Consider the following 21,224-nt stretch of genomic DNA (forward strand, 5'->3'; position numbering starts at 1 on the left):
AAATTAATAAGAATTGTTCTTTTTTAGCTTTAACGCTAGTCGTTCACGCCAGCTTCTTCTTCTTTCATTCGTTTCTCAATATCTGAGATTGAATAAACATTAGCTGAAATTGAACCTGTTTCTTTTGGTTTGATTTGACGGTAATCTGGCATACCAGTACCGGCAGGAATAATCTTACCAATAATAACATTTTCTTTCAAACCAATTAATGGATCATTCTTACCGCGAATAGCAGCATCCGTAAGAACACGAGTTGTTTCTTGGAATGATGCAGCTGATAAGAAACTGTTTGTTTCAAGAGATGCTTTAGTGATACCAAGCAAGACAGGACGTGATGTAGCTGGAATGCCACCCTTAATCAATGTCTTGTAGTTATCTTCTTTAAGATCCATGATATCCAATAAAGTACCTGGCAAGACGTCTGTGTCACCGGGATCCATAACGCGAACCTTACGTAACATTTGACGGGACATAACCTCCACATGCTTATCAGAGATTTCTACCCCTTGCATACGGTATACTTTTTGAACTTCACGAAGAATGTAGTTCTCCGTTGAAAGAACATCACGAACTTGAATTAATTGTTTAGGATCAATTGACCCAACTGTTAGTGCTTCTCCACGATGAATTTTATCGCCTTCGGCAACTTTAAGAACAGCAGTATAAGGTAAACTATATGTTCGTGTATCAGTTTCACCCTTAACCGTAACTTCTTTAGTACGTTCAGCAGGATTTTCTTCAATAGCTTCAATCACACCAGTTACTTCTGTAATTTCAGCACGACCTTTAGGATTACGTGCTTCGAAGATTTCTTGAACACGAGGTAATCCTTGTGTAATATCATCTCCGGCAACCCCACCAGTATGGAAAGTACGCATTGTTAATTGAGTTCCGGGTTCACCGATTGATTGAGCAGCAACAGTACCAACTGCTTCACCAACTTCAACTTGATCCCCAGTAGCCATATTACGACCATAACAATGTTCACAAACCCCATGCTTTGTGTTACATGTAAATGCTGAGCGGATAGTTACTTGTTCGATTCCAGCAGCGATAATTGCTTGCGCTTTGCTTTCTTCAATCATTTCGTTTGCAGTGACGATCACATCACCAGTTTCAGGATTTTTAACGGTCTTCATTGCGTAACGACCTAAAATACGGTCATACAATGGTTCGATCATTTCATTTCCTTCTTTGATAGCTGATACATCTAAGCCACGATCAGTGAAACAATCTTTTTCACGAATAATAACATCTTGCGCAACATCAACAAGTCGACGAGTCAAGTATCCAGAATCGGCAGTCTTCAAGGCCGTATCAGTCATCCCTTTACGAGCCCCATGAGTTGAAATAAACATTTCCAACACAGACAAACCTTCACGGAAGTTAGAAATAATAGGTAATTCCATTGTTTTACCATTAGGAGCTGCCATCAAACCACGCATACCAGCTAATTGAGTAAAGTTAGAGATATTACCACGGGCGCCAGAATCACTCATCATTTGAATAGGATTTTGTGTGCCCAATGTTTCCATTAGTTTTTGTTGAATATCATCTTTTGCTTGTGTCCAGATGGCGATAACGCGTTCATAGCGTTCATCTTCTGTAATCAAACCGCGACGGAATTGTTTTGCAACCAAAGCAACTTGTTTATGTGCTTCTTCAATAATTGCAGGTTTTTCCTTCAAATCAGTTACATCAGAAATACCAACTGTAATACCAGCATGAGTTGATTGATCGTAACCTAAGTTTTTAAGACGATCTAACATCTTAGAAGTTTCAGTTACTTTAAATCGTTTGTAAACTTCAGAAATGATATCACTCAAGAACCCTTTTTTGAAAGGTAAAATAATTTCTTGCGCTTTAATAACATCACCAACATTTTCGCCAGGTTCAACGAAATATTTATCAGCTGTTTTATTAATTAAGTTATCAGTCTTAGGTTCATTAATGTAGGCAAATTCTTTAGGTAAGATTTCATTAAAGATTGCTTTACCAACAGTTGTTACCATAATGCGTTCTTTTTGCCAATCAGTAAATGGTTTACCTTCAGCAGCTAATGTTGCTGTTTGTAATCCAATACGAGTGTGTAAATGAACATAGCCATTACGGTAAGCCATTACAGCTTCGTTAGCATCTTTAAAGATCATGCCTTCGCCTTCGCGTCCAGCTTCTTCCATAGTAAGGTAGTAGTTACCTAAAACCATATCTTGAGAAGGTGTTACAACTGGTTTACCATCTTTAGGTGCCAAGATATGATGAGCAGCTAACATAAGCAAACGTGCTTCTGCTTGTGCTTCATCAGATAAAGGTACATGGATAGCCATTTGATCGCCATCAAAATCGGCATTGTAAGCTTCACAAGCCAAAGGATGAAGACGAATTGCTTTACCATCAACTAAAATGGGTTCGAAAGCTTGAATACCAAGACGATGAAGTGTTGGTGCACGGTTAAGTAAAACTGGGTGTTCAACAATAACTTCTTCTAAAACATCCCAGATATCTTCATCGCGACGATCAAGTTTACGTTTAGCATTTTTAATATTTGATGCCATTTCGCGTTTAACAAGTTCTTTCATCATAAATGGTTTGAATAATTCCAAAGCCATCTCACGAGGAATACCACATTGATTCATTTGTAACGTTGGTCCAACAGCAATAACTGAACGGCCTGAATAATCAACACGTTTTCCAAGTAAATTCTGACGGAAACGTCCTTGTTTACCTTTCAACATATGTGAAAGAGATTTCAATGGTCGGTTACCTGGCCCAGTAACTGGACGGCCACGACGACCATTATCAATCAATGCATCAACAGCTTCTTGTAACATACGTTTTTCATTTTGAACAATGATACCAGGCGCATTCAAATCTAATAAACGTTTTAGTCGGTTATTTCGGTTAATAACCCGTCTGTACAAATCATTCAAATCAGAAGTGGCAAAACGGCCACCTTCTAATTGAACCATTGGACGTAAATCAGGTGGAATAATAGGAACAGCATCCATAACCATCCATGAAGGTTCATTTTCAGAAAGTAGGAATGCTTCCAAAATATCCAAACGACGAACGGCACGTGTTCTCTTTTGACCAGTAGCATCTTTCAATTCTTCTTTTAATGCTTCAGATTCGCCAGCAAGATCAACATCGCGTAATAAATGACGAATAGCATCAGCACCCATTCCAGCTTCGAATTCAGTTCCGTATTCTTCACGTTTTTCACGATATTCACGTTCTGTTAATAACTGTTTCTTTTCAAGAGGTGTGTTACCTGGTTCAGTAACAACATAAGAAGCAAAGTAAATAACTTCTTCCAAAGCACGAGGACTCATGTCTAAGACAAGACCCATACGACTTGGGATTCCTTTAAAGTACCAGATATGTGTAACTGGTGCAGCTAATTCGATATGTCCCATACGTTCGCGACGTACTTTAGAACGCGTAACTTCAACCCCACAACGATCACAAACGATACCTTTATAGCGAATACGTTTGTATTTACCACAGGCACATTCCCAATCTTTTGTTGGTCCGAAAATACGTTCATCGAATAGTCCGTCTTTTTCAGGTTTTAATGTACGGTAATTGATTGTTTCAGGCTTTTTAACTTCACCATATGACCAGCTTCTAATCTTATCAGAAGACGCTAAGCCAATTTGCATGCTATCAAATTTATTGACATCGATCAAAGGACCGACCTCCCTTTAGTTTTATAGTGTGTTGACCTTTTTCAAATTGAAAATTAGCTTCATCAACACAAATTCAAGTTCAGTAACTAAGCCAAAATTATTCTTTATTCATTTCAGCAGCCATTTTGCTGGCTTCTTCTTTAGCTTTTTTCTCTTTTTGTTCATTAGCTAATTTGCTTAACGCATCCACATTAACGATATCATCATCGTCATCATCCATATCGCGTAATTCAATTTCAGCCTTCTTAGCATCAAGTACTTTCATATCTAATCCTAATGACTGTAATTCTTTAACAAGAACACGGAATGATTCAGGAACACCTGGTTTAGGAATTGGTTCACCTTTGACAATTGCTTCGTATGTTTTCACACGACCCACAACATCATCAGATTTGTACGTTAAAATTTCTTGTAACGTATAAGCAGCACCATAAGCTTCAAGTGCCCAAACTTCCATTTCACCAAAACGTTGTCCACCAAATTGTGCTTTACCACCTAATGGTTGTTGCGTTACTAATGAGTATGGTCCGATTGAACGAGCATGAATTTTATCATCAACCATGTGGGCAAGTTTCATGTAGTACATAACCCCTACAGAAACACGTTTATCAAATGCATCACCAGTACGTCCATCGTATAAGATTGTCTTACCATCTTCTGAAATTCCAGCTTCTTTAAAGACATCCCAGATATCTGAATCACGAGCACCATCAAAAACAGGTGTTGCAACATGAATACCTAATTTACGAGCAGCCATACCTAAATGAAGATCTAAAACTTGGCCAATGTTCATACGAGAAGGAACACCCATGGGATTCAAGAGAATATCAACTGGTGTACCATCTGGCATGTAAGGCATATCTTCAGAAGGAACAACGATTGACACAACCCCTTTGTTACCATGACGTCCAGCCATCTTATCACCAACACGTAACTTACGTTTTTGTGCGATGTAAATACGAACCATCATGTTAACACCAGGACTTAATTCATCCCCTGCTTCACGCGTAAAGATTTTAACATCTTGAACAATACCACCACCACCATGAGGAACTTTCAATGAAGTATCACGTACTTCACGAGCCTTTTCTCCAAAGATAGCATGTAATAAACGTTCTTCAGCAGATAATTCAGTAACCCCTTTAGGCGTTACTTTACCAACTAAGATATCACCATCGTTAACTTCAGCACCAATACGAACGATACCAAATTCATCAAGATCTTTTAATGAATCTTCACCAACATTAGGAATTTCACGAGTAATTTCTTCAGGTCCTAATTTTGTATCACGCGCTTCTGATTCGAATTCTTCAATATGAATTGATGTATACACATCATCACGAACAAGACGTTCGTTAATGATAACAGCATCTTCAAAGTTATAACCATTCCAAGTCATAAAGGCAACTAATGGGTTTTGACCTAAAGCTAATTCCCCATTTTCCATTGAAGGACCATCAGCTAAAATTTCATCAGCATCAACATGATCATTCACACGAACAATTGGACGTTGGTTGTAGTTTTTACCACCATTTGAACGACGGAATTTCATTAATTTGTATTTATCTAAAGCGCCATCTTCACGACGAACACGAATTTCACGTGCATCAACGTATTCAACAGTACCTTCATTTTTATTGATTAAAGCCACACCAGAATCATGAGCTGCTTTATATTCAATCCCTGTACCAACAAGTGGTGAATGGGGATTAACTAAAGGAACAGCTTGACGTTGCATGTTAGCACCCATTAAGGCACGGTTAGAATCATCATTTTCCAAGAAAGGAATACATGCTGTAGCAACGGCCACAACTTGTTTAGGTGAAACATCCATGTAATCGACTTTATCGATATTAATCTCGACATTTTCTGAACGATTACGAGCCATAACAAGATTATTCACAAATGAATCATCTTCATTTAATGGTGAATTAGCCTGTGCAATAACATAGTTATCTTCTTCATCAGCAGTCAAGTAATCAATTTTATCAGTTACTTGATGTGATTCCCAACTCACACGACGGTATGGTGTTTCAATGAAACCATAACGGTTAACACGTGCGTAGCTTGATAAACTATTAATTAACCCAATATTAGGGCCTTCAGGCGTTTCAATTGGACACATACGACCGTAATGCGTGTAATGAACATCACGAACTTCATATCCGGCACGATCACGAGTCAAACCACCAGGTCCTAAGGCAGAAAGACGACGTTTATGCGTCAATTCACCAAGTGGATTGGTTTGATCCATGAATTGTGACAATTGAGATGAACCAAAGAATTCTTTAATTGAAGCCACAACAGGACGAATATTAATTAATTGTTGTGGTGTAACAGTTGTTGTATCTTGAATTGACATACGTTCACGTACAACACGTTCCATACGTGATAACCCAATTCTAAATTGGTTTTGTAATAATTCACCAACTGAACGAATACGACGGTTACCTAAATGATCAATATCATCCACAGAACCGATGTTTTCTTTCAAGTTAAAGAAGTAGTTCATTGAAGCAATAATATCAGCGGGTACAATATGCTTGTATTGTAAGTCAATATTACCGTTACCAATCATTGGCATTTCGCGTTCTGGGTCTACTTGAGAGTAAACTTTAACAATTTGAAGGACCATTGGTTCAGTAACAACACCATCTTCTGCTGGATGATAAGTAACCGTCTTGAAATCTGAACGGTCAAGATAAGGGGCTAACGTTTCCATAACTTGTTTATCAATGACAGTGTCTTTTTGTGCAAGGACTTCACCAGTATCTGGATCAGCCAATGTTTCAGCTAATGTTTGGTTCAATAAACGTGTTTTTAAGCTTAGTTTCTTGTTGATCTTGTAACGACCAACTGGAGCCAAGTCGTAACGTTTTGGATCAAAGAAACGTGCCGTCAATAAACTACGTGAACTATCAGCAGTTTTAGGTTCGCCGGGACGTAGACGTTCATAAACATCTTTTAAAGATTCTTCAACACGTGAATCATCCGTATTTTTATGAACATCTTTTTCAAGTGTTAGCATTAAGCTATCATTATTACCCAACATTTCAATAATTTCATCATCAGAACCAAATCCTAAGGCACGAACCAATTCAGTTAATGGAATTTTACGTGTACGATCAATACGTACGTATGAAATGTTTTTAGCATCTGATTCATATTCTAACCATGCACCACGGTTAGGAATAACAGTTGTGCCGTATGTTTCACGACCATTTTTGTCTAATGAACCATTGTAATAAACACCTGGTGAACGAACTAATTGAGAAACGATAACTCGTTCGGCACCATTAATAATAAATGTGCCTTGCTCTGTCATTAATGGGAAATCACCAAAGAAAACATCTTGTGATTTAATTTCGCCAGTTTCATGGTTAGTTAAACGTAATGTGACATGTAATGGCGCTGAATAATTTGCGTCATGTGCGCGTGCTTCATCTACAGTGTATTTAGGTTCTAATAATTGGTAATCAACAAATTCTAATGACAAATTACCAGCAAAATCGTCAATTGGCATGATATCTTCAAACATTTCACGAAGACCTTCATCCAAGAACCATTGGTAAGAATCACTTTGGATTTCGATTAAATTAGGTAAATCTAAAACTTCTTTGATACGTGCGTAGCTTCTACGTGTACTGTGTTTACCGTAGTTTACTAAATGTCCAGCCAAATTAGTCACCTCTCAAATTTATTCTGTAAACCTGCCAAAGTCCGATGATTTTATATTACATTTTGATTACAAAATGCATACTAGACGAAAAAATCGGTTTTTTTGGCAAAAGAAAAAACAAAAATAGTTTATTTATTTTTTAAACAATAACCATTTTTGTCTCTCTATAAGGCTTCTTACGGACAATAGATCGTAATCAGCTATAAAAATTCACAGTATTATACATTTAATTAGCATATACGCTATTGGCTTAGAAGTCAATAGTTCATGCTTACTAAATTTGATAACAACTACAATGTAAGTTCTTTATCCAATACTTCAATTATAGGTTGAATAATCAAATTTTCATATTTTAATGCTTAAAAAAAGTGTGACTACATTATATAGTCACACTTTTAAATCTATTTTACTGCTGCTTTAACTTTTGGTTCTTTAATTGTCACTTTAATAACACCTTTTGTTGCACCAATCGTGACATTATCATTATCTTTTATTTGACCAGAAAGAAGTGCTTCACTTAATCGATCCTCAACTTCCGTTTGTAGCGCACGACGAATTGGTCGAGCACCATACTCTGGATCAAAACCAGCTTTAGCAATAACATCAATAGCTGCAGATGAAATTTTAACCTTAATTCCCTGATCTTTCAAACGATCAAGAACTTCTTTAGTCATTAATTTCACAATTTCATGCAATTCATCTTTAGTTAATGAATGGAATATAATTGATTCATCAATTCGGTTCAAAAATTCAGGACGGAATGATTTTTTCAAAGCCGCTCGAATTTTCCCAGACATTGCTTTATATTCGTCTTGCTCAGTTTTAACACCAAAGCCAACAAATTTTTCATCGCGAATAGCAGTTGCACCTAAGTTAGATGTCATAATAATGATTGTATTCCTGAAATCAATACGGCGTCCTTTAGAATCCGTCAAATACCCATCATCTAAAACTTGAAGTAAAATATTAAAAACATCAGGATGTGCTTTTTCAACTTCATCCAAAAGGACAACAGAATAAGGTGTTTGACGAACTTTTTCAGTTAATTGTCCGCCTTCATCATAACCAACATAACCTGGTGGTGAACCAATCAAACGACTTGTACTGTATTTTTCCATGTATTCCGACATATCTACTCGAATCATTGCCTCTTCAGAACCAAACATTGCTTCAGCGAGTGCCTTAGCCAATTCAGTTTTACCAACACCAGTTGGTCCAAGGAACATAAACGAGCCAATTGGTCTGGCTGGATTCTTCAAGCCACTTCTAGCACGACGAATAGCCTTTGAAATTGAACTAACAGCTTCATTTTGTCCAATGACACGTTCGTGCAAGACATCTTCAAGATGCATCAAGCGTTCACTTTCGCTCTTATTCAATTGTTGAAGTGGAACACCTGTCCAATCAGAAACAATGTTTGCCACCTCTTCACTCGTTACTTTTAAATCATAATGTTCTGTCTTAGATTCAACAGCAGCAGCTTTTTCAGCTTCCAAGTCTTCAACTTGTTTTTTAACACGCATTTCTTTTGTACGAATACCCGCTGCTAATTCAAAATCTTGTTGACTTACAGCTTCATCTTTTTGATGACGTAACTCATCAAGTTGATCTTGCTTTTTACTTAATTTTGACTTCGTATTTGGACGTTCAATCCGAACTTGTGCTGCTGCTTCATCCATTAAATCAATTGCTTTATCAGGTAGGAAACGATCTGTAATATATCTATTCCCTAGTTCAACAGCTGCTTCAATCGCGCCATCAGTAATTTGCACATGATGATGGGCCTCATACTTAGGTCGAAGTCCTTTTAAAATAGCAACAGTTTGCTCTTCAGTTGGTTCTTTGATTGTTATCGTCGCAAATCGACGTTCCAAAGCAGCATCAGATTCAATATATTTTTGATATTCATCTAATGTAGTTGCACCGATTACTTGAACTTCACCACGAGCTAATGCTGGTTTCAAAATATTAGATGCATCTATCGCACCTTCAGCACCACCAGCACCAATTAGTGTATGTAGTTCATCAATGAATAAAATAACATCTTTAGTTGTGTAAATTTCTTTTAATATCTTCTTCAAACGATCTTCAAATTCACCACGATATTTTGTCCCAGCAACTAAAGATCCCATATCAAGCATCATTAATCGTTTACCAACCATATCTTCAGGAACATTTCCGTCAATTAATCGTTGGGCAAACCCCTCAGCAATCGCTGTTTTACCAACACCTGGTTCACCAATCAACACTGGATTATTTTTAGTTCGACGACTTAATACCTGAGTCAATCTTTTAACTTCAGAATCTCGACCAATCACAGGATCAATTTGCTTATCACGCGCCATTTTCGTTAAATCACGTGCTAATTCATCTAAAGTAGGCGTTCCTTGTACGACATTTTCTTTATTTCCACGATTTTTTTGCCTTATTTGAACTTCACTAACACCAAGCTGACGGAAGATAAGCTTGCGTACTTGTTTAATATCAGCACTCAAACTACTCATTATTCTTGAAGATAATATTTCATTATTACTTGTTAATGCCAATAAAAGATGTTCCGTCCCCACCTTATTTGCATTTAAATTTTTTGCTTCATCGTTAGCAATTGATAAAATCATTTTTGCCTTTGGTGAATAGGGTAAATAGGTATCATTTTTTGTTAATCTCAATGATCCATAGCCAGTAAATCTTTCAATTTCTTCCATTATATCTTCTGGATCAATATTGAATTGTTTCAACACTTTATCTGCAACACCATTTTGTACTTCAGATAAAGCTAAAAGTAAATGTTCAGTACCAACCGCCTGCTGACGATAGTGCTTAGCCGATTCCTGTGCTCGAATAAGAACTTCTTTTGCACTCGGAGTAAATAAATTGTCCATATTATTACCTCTTTCTACTCTTCATATCGTAAGCGATTAATTAAATTAATTAGCATCTTAGCCCGCATCATATTTTCCAATTTTGTATCTATTCCAAGAAAAACATCTTTTTTTATTGTAGCCAAGATTAAATTAGATTCCTTTTTTGTTAGCGTTTTTTCATCATATAAACTTTGGATAATATCATATCCTTCTTGCTGAGATACATTCGTGCCAATTAAATTTTCTAGTGTTTGAATAAATTCTTGATCTGCAAAAAGATTTACTTTTTCTATCCGAATATATCCACCGCCACCACGTTTACTTTCAACCACATACCCATTTTGAATAGTAAATCGAGTATTTATAACATAATTTATTTGTGATGGCACACAATTAAATAATTCAGCCACTTCGGAACGCTTAATAACTATTTCTTTTTCTTCCGAAAGGATTTTTTTAAAATACTTTTCAATCACATCAGAAATGTTCTGACCCCGCATATTCATCACCTCAAATAGTTTGACTAATGTTGACTTTAATTATACGAAATATAAATCAAAAATGAAAGTCATTTGCCTTGGGTCAACAAAAAAAGGAATTTAAACATTACGTTTAAATTCCTTTTTTAAATTAGTCGGGAAAACAGGATTCGAACCTGCGACCCCCTGGTCCCAAACCAGGTGCTCTACCAAGCTGAGCCATTTCCCGAAAATATGCACCCAGTAGGAGTCGAACCTACAACCTTCTGATTCGTAGTCAGACACTCTATCCAGTTGCGCTATGGGTGCATTAAAACAATAAATGGTGCCGAGGACCGGAATCGAACCGGTACGGTGATCACTCACCGCAGGATTTTAAGTCCTGTGCGTCTGCCAGTTCCGCCACCCCGGCATTTATTGAAAAGCGGAAGACGGGATTCGAACCCGCGACCCCCACCTTGGCAAGGTGATGCTCTACCACTGAGCTACTTCCGCAAAAAAATTAAAAAATGGTGCCGACTAGACGATTCGAACGCCCGACCCCCTGATTACAAATCAGGTGCTCTACCAACTGAGCTAAGTCGGCATAATTGAAAATGATGCGGGTGAAGGGACTTGAACCCCCACGTCTTACGACGCTAGATCCTAAATCTAGTGCGTCTGCCAATTCCGCCACACCCGCAAAAATGTGGAATTGAAAATGAGCCGTGACAGGCTCGAACTGTCGACCCTCTGATTAAAAGTCAGATGCTCTACCAACTGAGCTAACGGCTCAAATGGAGGTTACAGGGCTTGAACCTGTGACCCTCTGCTTGTAAGGCAGACGCTCTCCCAACTGAGCTAAACCTCCAAATAATAAAAAAAGCATGGCAACGTCCTACCCTCGCAGGGGGCGACCCCCAACTACTCTTGGCGCTAAGAAGCTTAACTTCTGTGTTCGACATGGGAACAGGTGTATCCTTCTTGCTATCGCCACCACACTCTTTTTTTGAGAAAACTTATTCTCTCAAAACTAGCTAATATTTATCATTGATTTTTAAGCCGTACACCGATACACATCACTTTGTGGTTAAGTCCTCGACCGATTAGTATTGGTCCGCTCCATACATCACTGTACTTCCACTTCCAACCTATCTACCTGATAATCTTTCAGGGGTCTTACTTCCATAAAGGAATGGGAAATCTAATCTCGAGGTGAGCTTCACACTTAGATGCTTTCAGCGTTTATCTCATCCATACATAGCTACCCAGCGATGCCCTTGGCAGAACAACTGGTACACCAGAGGTATGTCCATCCCGGTCCTCTCGTACTAAGGACAGCTCCTCTCAAATTTCCTACGCCCGCGACGGATAGGGACCGAACTGTCTCACGACGTTCTGAACCCAGCTCGCGTACCGCTTTAATGGGCGAACAGCCCAACCCTTGGGACCGACTACAGCCCCAGGATGCGATGAGCCGACATCGAGGTGCCAAACCTCCCCGTCGATGTGGACTCTTGGGGGAGATAAGCCTGTTATCCCCAGGGTAGCTTTTATCCGTTGAGCGATGGCCCTTCCATACGGAACCACCGGATCACTAAGCCCGACTTTCGTCCCTGCTCGACCTGTAAGTCTCGCAGTCAAGCTCCCTTGTGCCTTTACACTCTGCGAATGATTTCCAACCATTCTGAGGGAACCTTTGGGCGCCTCCGTTACCTTTTAGGAGGCGACCGCCCCAGTCAAACTGCCCACCTGACACTGTCTCCCACCACGATTAGTGGCGAGGGTTAGAGTGTTCATACAACGAGGGTAGTATCCCACCAATGCCTCCTCCGAAACTAGCGTTCCGGTCTCTACGGCTCCTACCTATCCTGTACAAGTTATACAAACACTCAATATCAAGCTACAGTAAAGCTCCATGGGGTCTTTCCGTCCTGTCGCGGGTAACCCGCATCTTCACGGGTATTATAATTTCACCGAGTCTCTCGTTGAGACAGTGCCCAAATCGTTACGCCTTTCGTGCGGGTCGGAACTTACCCGACAAGGAATTTCGCTACCTTAGGACCGTTATAGTTACGGCCGCCGTTTACTGGGGCTTCAATTCTGGGCTTCGCCGAAGCTAACTCATCCTCTTAACCTTCCAGCACCGGGCAGGCGTCAGCCCCTATACGTCATCTTACGATTTTGCAGAAACCTGTGTTTTTGATAAACAGTCGTTTGGGCCTATTCACTGCGGCTGACCTTTCGGTCAGCACCCCTTCTCCCGAAGTTACGGGGTCATTTTGCCGAGTTCCTTAACGAGAGTTCTCTCGCACACCTTAGGATACTCTCCTCGACTACCTGTGTCGGTTTGCGGTACGGGTAGTTATATTCTAACTAGAAGCTTTTCTTGGCAGTGTGACATCAGTTACTTCGCTACTTAATTTCGCTCCCCATCACAACTTGTCCTTAAAGTTAAGCATTTAACTCAACTTCAAACTTGTTGCTTGGACGCACATATCCATCAGTGCGCTTTCTTAGCCTGCTGCGTCCCTCCATCGTTCAAACAAATATAACTAGTACAGGAATCTCAACCTGTTATCCATCGTCTACGCCTCTCGGCCTCGACTTAGGTCCCGACTAACCCTGGGAGGACGAGCCTTCCCCAGGAAACCTTAGTCATTCGGTGGACAGGATTCTCACCTGTCTTTCGCTACTCATACCGGCATTCTCACTTCTAAGCGCTCCACTAGTCCTTACGGTCTAGCTTCGTTGCCCTTAGAACGCTCTCCTACCACGGAACCCTAATGGGTTCCATCCACAATTTCGGTAACATGTTTAGCCCCGGTACATTTTCGGCGCAGAATCACTCGACTAGTGAGCTATTACGCACTCTTTAAATGGTGGCTGCTTCTGAGCCAACATCCTAGTTGTCTATGCAATTCCACATCCTTTTCCACTTAACATGTATTTTGGGACCTTAATTGGTGGTCTGGGCTGTTTCCCTTTCGACTACGGATCTTATCACTCGCAGTCTGACTCCCGGATATAAATCAATGGCATTCGGAGTTTATCTGAATTCAGTAACCCTAGATGGGCCCCTAGTCCAAACAGTGGCTCTACCTCCATGATTCTTAATTCCGAGGCTAGCCCTAAAGCTATTTCGGAGAGAACCAGCTATCTCCAAGTTCGTTTGGAATTTCTCCGCTACCCACACCTCATCTCAGCATTTTTCAACATACATGAGTTCGGTCCTCCAGTGCGTTTTACCGCACCTTCAACCTGGACATGGGTAGGTCACTTGGTTTCGGGTCTACGTCTACTTACTATGGCGCCCTATTCAGACTCGCTTTCGCTACGGCTCCGTCTTATCAACTTAACCTCGCAAGCAAACGTAACTCGCCGGTTCATTCTACAAAAGGCACGCTATCACCCATTAACGGGCTCTAACTATTTGTAGGCACATGGTTTCAGGAACTATTTCACTCCCCTTCCGGGGTGCTTTTCACCTTTCCCTCACGGTACTGGTTCACTATCGGTCACTAGGGAGTATTTAGCCTTGGGAGATGGTCCTCCCGGATTCCGACGGAATTTCTCGTGTTCCGCCGTACTCAGGATACTGCTCTGAGAGATTTTCATTTAGCGTACGGGGCTATCACCCTCTACGGCGAGTCTTCCCAGACTCTTCTGCTATAAAAATCTTTGGTAACTCAAATGAGCAGTCCTACAACCCCAAGAAGCAAGCTTCTTGGTTTGGGCTCTTCCCTGTTCGCTCGCCGCTACTTAGGGAATCGATTTTTCTTTCTATTCCTGCAGGTAATTAGATGTTTCAGTTCCCTGCGTTTACCTCTATATAACCTATGTATTCAGTTAATAGTAACAGTCGATTAAAACTGCTGGGTTCCCCCATTCGGAAATCTCCGGATCAAAGCTTACTTACAGCTCCCCGAAGCATATCGGTGTTAGTCCCGTCCTTCATCGGCTCCTAGTGCCAAGGCATTCACCATGCGCCCTTGATAACTTAACCTAACTTTACATAAAGCAAAGTGGTTTTGTTAAGAACTACGTTCTTAACTAATAAAACGCGGTGTTTCTCGGCTTATTGCTTAAAAATTTAATAAATATTATCTAGTTTTCAAAGAACAAATTCGACAATTAAAATTGTCAATGGAGCCTAACGGGATCGAACCGATGACCTCCTGCGTGCAAGGCAGGCGCTCTCCCAGCTGAGCTAAGGCCCCATAATGGGTATTTTATTAATTGGTAAATGGGCCTAAATGGACTCGAACCATCGACCTCACGCTTATCAGGCGTGCGCTCTAAACCAGCTGAGCTATAGGCCCGTAAACGCTTTTGAGAGTGAATCTCTCAAAACTAAACAAATTTTCGACAAGTGTGTAGGTTTCCGTAATATTCCTTAGAAAGGAGGTGATCCAGCCGCAGGTTCTCCTACGGCTACCTTGTTACGACTTCACCCTAATCATCTGTCCCACCTTAGACGGCTGGCTCCTAAAAGGTTACCTCACCGGCTTTGGGTGTTACAAACTCTCATGGTGTGACGGGCGGTGTGTACAAGGCCCGGGAACGTATTCACCGCGGCATTCTGATCCGCGATTACTAGCGATTCCAACTTCATGTAGGCGAGTTGCAGCCTACAATCCGAACTGAGAACGGCTTTAAGAGATTAGCTTAACCTCGCGGTCTCGCAACTCGTTGTACCGTCCATTGTAGCACGTGTGTAGCCCAGGTCATAAGGGGCATGATGATTTGACGTCATCCCCACCTTCCTCCGGTTTGTCACCGGCAGTCTCATTAGAGTGCCCAACTTAATGCTGGCAACTAATAATAAGGGTTGCGCTCGTTGCGGGACTTAACCCAACATCTCACGACACGAGCTGACGACAACCATGCACCACCTGTCATTCTGTCCCCGAAGGGAACGGCCTATCTCTAGGTTTGTCAGAAGATGTCAAGACCTGGTAAGGTTCTTCGCGTTGCTTCGAATTAAACCACATGCTCCACCGCTTGTGCGGGCCCCCGTCAATTCCTTTGAGTTTCAACCTTGCGGTCGTACTCCCCAGGCGGAGTGCTTAATGCGTTAGCTGCAGCACTGAAGGGCGGAAACCCTCCAACACTTAGCACTCATCGTTTACGGCATGGACTACCAGGGTATCTAATCCTGTTTGCTACCCATGCTTTCGAACCTCAGCGTCAGTTACAGACCAGAGAGCCGCTTTCGCCACTGGTGTTCTACCATATATCTACGCATTTCACCGCTACACATGGTGTTCCACTCTCCTCTTCTGCACTCAAGTTATCCAGTTTCCAATGCATTTCTTCGGTTGAGCCGAAGGCTTTCACATCAGACTTAAAAAACCGCCTGCGTTCGCTTTACGCCCAATAAATCCGGATAACGCTTGCCACCTACGTATTACCGCGGCTGCTGGCACGTAGTTAGCCGTGGCTTTCTGGTTAGATACCGTCACTAGGTAAACAGTTACTCTTACCTACATTCTTCTCTAACAACAGAGCTTTACGATCCGAAAACCTTCTTCACTCACGCGGCGTTGCTCCATCAGACTTTCGTCCATTGTGGAAGATTCCCTACTGCTGCCTCCCGTAGGAGTTTGGGCCGTGTCTCAGTCCCAATGTGGCCGATCACCCTCTCAGGTCGGCTACGTATCATTGCCTTGGTGGGCCTTTACCTCACCAACTAGCTAATACGCCGCGGGTCCATCCAAAAGTGACAGCTTACGCCGTCTTTCATTATCAAACCATGCGGTTTAACAAATTATGCGGTATTAGCACCTGTTTCCAAGTGTTATCCCCCTCTTTTGGGCAGGTTACCCACGTGTTACTCACCCGTTCGCCACTCAATACCTTCGGTGAGTGCAAGCACTCGGTGAAGATATTGCGTTCGACTTGCATGTATTAGGCACGCCGCCAGCGTTCATCCTGAGCCAGGATCAAACTCTCATATAAAAATTTGATTGCTCTTATTGTTTTGTTGCTTTTTAAAACTAGCGAATTGACTTCGCAAATGTTTGCTCTTAACTCTTAGTTAAGAGACCCTACACATTTGATTTGTCGAAAATTTGTTCAGTTTTCAAAGATCTACTTGGTTGCTTTTGACAACTTTTATATCATATCAACCACGTCATGATTTGTCAAGATTTATTTTGAATAAATATTCATTTCATCTCGCCGTATCAATCAGCTTTATTAATATACCATCTGGTATACACCGTGTCAATACTTCATTGCATATAAATTAAAATAATTAAATTTACTTAGTTTTAATTATACAAAAAGTATCTGTCTCATCATTAATGCATTATAAATATCTGTTGTTACTTACATTATTATGTCTTAATAAAACATTATCAACTAGTAATATACATCATTTTGAAAATTTAGAACACTAAAAAAGCATTGCCATAAAATGACAACACCTTCATATAATTCTTCAACAACAGTTTTGATAAAATCTTATTTAATAATAGCTAATCCACCCATATATGGTCGAAGAACTTCCGGAACTGTAACTGATCCATCTTCATTCTGATAATTTTCAAGAACTGCTGCCAATGTACGACCAACTGCTAGCCCTGATCCATTCAATGTATGAACAAACTGTAGTTTTCCATTATCATCCCTATATTGAATGTGTGCTCTGCGTGCTTGGAATGCCTCAGTATTAGAACAACTTGAAATTTCACGGTACATATTTTGTGCAGGTAACCAAACTTCTAAATCATGTGTCATTGCTGCTGAAAATCCCATGTCTCCAGTTGATAAAGTAATCACATGATAGGGTAAGCCTAATTTTTCCATGATTCGTCCTGCATCACTTGTCATTTTTTCTAGTTCCGCATATGAGTCTTCTGGTTTAGTATATTTTACCATTTCAACTTTGTTAAATTGGTGCAATCTAATTAGTCCACGTGTATCTCTCCCAGCACTTCCTGCTTCAGATCTAAATGATGGTGAAAGAGCCGTGAAATAAACTGGTAATTTTTCTGCTGGAATAACTTCATCTCTATAGTAATTAGTGAGCGGTACTTCTGCCGTTGGGATCAATGTTAGATTTTCATTTGTAATCTGGAAAACATCTTCCTTAAATTTAGGGAATTGTCCTGTTCCATACATTGACTCATCATTCACAAGGTAAGGCGGAATAATTTCTGTATACCCGTCAATAGCATGCTCATCAAGCATAAAATTATATAATGCACGCTCTAAACGAGCCCCCCAACCTTTGTAGTATAAGAAACGGCTACCTGATACTTTAGCGCCACGTTCAAAATCTAAAATATCTAAGTTTTCACCGATTTCCCAATGTGCTTTTGGTTCGAAATCAAAAGTTCTTGGCGTTCCGACTTTTCTCAATTCAACGTTTGATTCTTCATCAGGTCCAACTGGAATCGTTTTGTTTGGCATATTAGGCAAGCGTGATGCCATATCTGTAACAGCTTCATCTAAAGTTTTTAATTGGTCATCAAATGCTTTAATGGCATCCCCAACTTTTTTCATTTCTTCAATTTGAGTATCGGCATTTTCTTTATTACGTTTTAATTGTGCAATGGCTTGTGACACATCATTTCTTTGTTTCTTCAATGTTTCTGTTTGAACAATGATATCTCTACGTTTACGATCTTTTCCAACCATTTCATCAATAAACTCCGGTTTTACCCCACGATTACCTAATTGTTCCTTCACTTCATCGACATTTTGACGAATCATTTTAATATCTAACATGTTCTATTCCTCCTTTTTTTGTATAAAAAAAGCCCACTCATCCACTAATTGGGACGAAAGGCTTATTTTCGCGGTACCACCCAAGTTCGACAAATAAACATTTGTCACACTCAAATTGATAACGGTCTCCCGTGTGGCATTACCCACCCACTTGTTCACGCCGGATTTTCAGCTTCGTAATTCTCACCACCATTACGTCTCTTAAGTGCCTACTTATAACGTTTTCCGTGTTTATTTATTATCTTAATAATAATCGTTGCTTCATTGAATTGCAAGTTTAATTCTTACCCTTTTCATTAAGCAAAGCGACGTACTCTTCCAATGAGAGATTATGCTTAACCATATACTTGGCATTCGCTTTTCCTACATAACGGAAATGCCATGTTTCATAATCAATTTTTGTTGATTTTTCTTTATCTTTTGGGAATCTCAAAATAAAACCATAGTCTACCGCATGATTTATTAACCATTTTTGGCCTTTATCTTTTGCGCTGCTATTATCTAAATCACCATGTTTGGCATACCAATTTGATGACATTATATCGACTGCCAAACCGGTATGATGTTCACTTGATCCCGGTGCTGCTACATACTCTTTTGTTAATTTTTTAGCTTCAGTAACCGATTTCCCTGCTTTTTCATAACTTTTAATTGAATCTGAATAGACTTCTTTTTGATAACTGATTGACCTGTATCCAGAAACTAAGGATGCCTTATAACCAGCTGCACTAGCTGCCGCCGCAAATTCATTCAATGCATTCTCTATTTTTTTATTTACAACAACATTACCGTCTATTACCTGTGTAAATCCCAGCTCTTTTGTTAATTTATGATCAGAATTAACCAAGACTAAATTCCAATCACTAGCTTTCACATTTTTAGGTAAGTCGCTTTTGTAACTCTTTTTGGTAACTTTCACTTCTTGATGACTGGGTGCCGAATTTTCTTTCTTACCACACGCACCTAATAACAACACACACATAGCCAATGCTGTCATCATCCATTTTTTCTTAGTCAAAATGTGCCTCATTTCTTTGATAAATTAACATCTTTCAACGGAATTAATTTGGTTTTATAACGTATTTTATAATATGTGTACAAAATAACGAACAATGGAATACTCATGTAACTGACTGAAATAGCTTCCCAGTCAAAATTCTTGAACGACTGAATATCTTGTCCAAGAATAACCAAAATACAAAGTACAAATGCTAGAATTGGACCGACCGGGAACCATTTTGCAGAGTATTTCAATTCCGACACGTCATGTCCTTGCGCCTTGAATGCTTTTCTAAATCTATAATGTGAAATTGCGATTCCTAACCAAGCAATAAACCCAGTTAACCCACTGGCACTCAGCAAGAACACGTAGACTCTTGATCCAAAAATGCTTGCCAAAAATGTGAGTAACCCAATAAATGTTGTTCCCAACAATGCTGCCATTGGAATTCCACGACTATTTGTTTTCTTGAATTTTTTTGGTGCATAACCTTGTTGCGCAAGCGAATGTAGCATCCGAGTTGATGCATACATCCCTGAATTGGCAGCTGAAAGCACTGATGTTAAGATAACTGCATTCATCACACTTGCTGCCGAAGCCAACCCGGCTCTTTGGAACACTAATGTAAACGGACTAATTGAAATATCTGAAGCACTTGACCCTAATAAATCTGGACTCGTATAAGGAATAATCGCTGCAATGATAAAAATAGCAAAAATATAGAATAAAAGAATTCGCCAAAAGACCTGTTTAATTGCCTTTGGAATACTTTTTTCAGGCGTTTCTGACTCACCAGCTGTGATTCCGATTAACTCAGTTCCTTGGAAAGAAAATCCAGCAACAACGAACACACTCAAAATCATTGGAATACCACCAACGAATGGCGCTTTTTTCATTGTGAAATTTTCAAGTCCAGTTGCGTGTCCACCTAAAATACCAAATATCGTTAAAACACCGACAATTAGGAAAACAATCACTGTTACCACTTTGATAATAGATAACCAATATTCCGTTTCACCAAATGATTTAACAGACAGCGCATTAATTGCGAAAATAATGACTAACGAAATCGTACTAAAAATCCAGCCCGGAACATTTGGTAGCCAAAATTGCATAACCAATGCGGCTGTACTAATATCGACGGCCAATGTAATGGCCCAGTTAAACCAATAATTCCAACCCATTGCAAATCCCATTGCAGGATCAACAAAGCGTGTTGAATAAACGGCAAATGAACCTGATACTGGTAAATAGGTTGCCATTTCACCTAAGCTAGTCATTAAGAAATAGACCATAATGCCAATTCCAACATAAGCTAGCAACGCACCACCTGGACCTGCCTTTGAAATTGCTGAGCCACTCGCAACAAATAATCCTGTTCCAATACTTCCACCTAAGGCAATCATTGATAAATGCCTTGTTTTTAGTTCTCGGTGCATACCTTCTTGTTCTGCCATTTGAAATCCCCCCTATATTATAGAGGAGCACTCGTGATTTTTAAAATTGAGAAAAGAAAAGAGCCTTTTTGCACAACACTATTACGCGTTATACAAAAAGACTCAGATTAATAGACTCAGTCAAATCGTTATAAGCGCCCCGTAGCCTTTTTAGTGACCACGACAGTCCCTGACCTGTTAAGCCAAAGCCCAGCGGTTGCTAAAGTTAAGTTAGCTTCTGCTTCGGCAGTTCACCCTTTCTGTTTAATTCTTCAGCACTTAATTGCTTCATTAAACATAATGATGAGAACTGCATCCTCTTCTTTCGATAAGTCCTACTATAATCAATTCACTGAAACTT

General features: G+C 39.9%; 7 protein-coding genes, 10 tRNA genes, 3 rRNA genes and 1 riboswitch. All 20 genes read right to left on the reverse strand.

What is annotated here, in order from left to right; all coding sequences use genetic code 11:
* Positions 1-35 precede the first annotated feature (35 nt).
* The 20 genes from rpoC to ACVPPR_RS08295 all read right to left on the reverse strand — a co-directional run bounded on the left by rpoC (position 36) and on the right by ACVPPR_RS08295 (position 20,884).
* Positions 36-3,689, reverse strand: coding sequence for a DNA-directed RNA polymerase subunit beta' (gene rpoC / locus ACVPPR_RS08200; RefSeq protein WP_462298826.1), 3,654 nt, complete (start codon positions 3,687-3,689; stop codon positions 36-38).
* 97 nt (positions 3,690-3,786) lie between these two features.
* The gene (gene rpoB / locus ACVPPR_RS08205; RefSeq protein WP_462298827.1) at positions 3,787-7,377 is read right to left on the reverse strand and encodes a DNA-directed RNA polymerase subunit beta; all 3,591 of its coding nucleotides are present in this window, start codon (positions 7,375-7,377) and stop codon (positions 3,787-3,789) included.
* Positions 7,378-7,769: 392 nt separating this feature from the next.
* On the reverse strand, positions 7,770-10,250 hold the full coding sequence (locus tag ACVPPR_RS08210) for an ATP-dependent Clp protease ATP-binding subunit (protein WP_462304128.1): 2,481 nt from the start codon (positions 10,248-10,250) through the stop codon (positions 7,770-7,772).
* A gap of 14 nt (positions 10,251-10,264) precedes the next feature.
* Positions 10,265-10,732: a CtsR family transcriptional regulator gene (locus tag ACVPPR_RS08215; protein ID WP_462298829.1), complete on the reverse strand. Its 468-nt coding sequence runs from the start codon at positions 10,730-10,732 to the stop codon at positions 10,265-10,267.
* A 134-nt stretch (positions 10,733-10,866) separates the two neighbouring features.
* Positions 10,867-10,940 (reverse strand) — tRNA-Pro (locus tag ACVPPR_RS08220).
* Between the two features lie 6 nt (positions 10,941-10,946).
* Positions 10,947-11,020: transfer RNA gene (locus ACVPPR_RS08225), tRNA-Arg, on the reverse strand.
* A 14-nt stretch (positions 11,021-11,034) separates the two neighbouring features.
* Positions 11,035-11,123 (reverse strand) — tRNA-Leu (locus tag ACVPPR_RS08230).
* Positions 11,124-11,134: 11 nt separating this feature from the next.
* Positions 11,135-11,206 (reverse strand) — tRNA-Gly (locus ACVPPR_RS08235).
* A gap of 15 nt (positions 11,207-11,221) precedes the next feature.
* Positions 11,222-11,297, reverse strand: a tRNA-Thr gene (locus ACVPPR_RS08240).
* 14 nt (positions 11,298-11,311) lie between these two features.
* Positions 11,312-11,393, reverse strand: a tRNA-Leu gene (locus ACVPPR_RS08245).
* A gap of 19 nt (positions 11,394-11,412) precedes the next feature.
* A tRNA-Lys gene (locus ACVPPR_RS08250) sits at positions 11,413-11,485 on the reverse strand.
* A 3-nt stretch (positions 11,486-11,488) separates the two neighbouring features.
* A tRNA-Val gene (locus ACVPPR_RS08255) sits at positions 11,489-11,561 on the reverse strand.
* Positions 11,562-11,575: 14 nt separating this feature from the next.
* Positions 11,576-11,691 (reverse strand): 5S ribosomal RNA (gene rrf / locus ACVPPR_RS08260).
* An 85-nt stretch (positions 11,692-11,776) separates the two neighbouring features.
* A 23S ribosomal RNA gene (locus ACVPPR_RS08265) occupies positions 11,777-14,696 on the reverse strand.
* A 141-nt stretch (positions 14,697-14,837) separates the two neighbouring features.
* Positions 14,838-14,910 (reverse strand) — tRNA-Ala (locus tag ACVPPR_RS08270).
* Between the two features lie 27 nt (positions 14,911-14,937).
* Positions 14,938-15,012: transfer RNA gene (locus ACVPPR_RS08275), tRNA-Ile, on the reverse strand.
* 78 nt (positions 15,013-15,090) lie between these two features.
* Positions 15,091-16,651: ribosomal RNA gene (locus tag ACVPPR_RS08280) — 16S ribosomal RNA — on the reverse strand.
* The 16S, 23S and 5S rRNA genes sit together here with 10 tRNA genes alongside, the layout of an rRNA operon.
* Before the next feature lie 507 nt (positions 16,652-17,158).
* Complete coding sequence (gene serS, locus ACVPPR_RS08285) at positions 17,159-18,427, reverse strand: serine--tRNA ligase (protein ID WP_462304129.1); 1,269 nt, start codon at positions 18,425-18,427, stop codon at positions 17,159-17,161.
* 277 nt (positions 18,428-18,704) lie between these two features.
* Positions 18,705-19,445, reverse strand: a complete 741-nt coding sequence (locus ACVPPR_RS08290) for a M15 family metallopeptidase (RefSeq protein WP_462304130.1) — start codon at positions 19,443-19,445, stop codon at positions 18,705-18,707.
* 8 nt (positions 19,446-19,453) lie between these two features.
* A complete protein-coding gene (locus ACVPPR_RS08295) occupies positions 19,454-20,884 on the reverse strand; it encodes an amino acid permease (protein ID WP_462297172.1) in 1,431 nt (476 codons plus the stop codon).
* Positions 20,885-21,008: 124 nt separating this feature from the next.
* Positions 21,009-21,193: riboswitch (Lysine riboswitch) on the reverse strand.
* Between the last annotated feature and the right edge of the window lie 31 nt (positions 21,194-21,224).

This window comes from Dellaglioa sp. L3N (assembly GCF_054941095.1).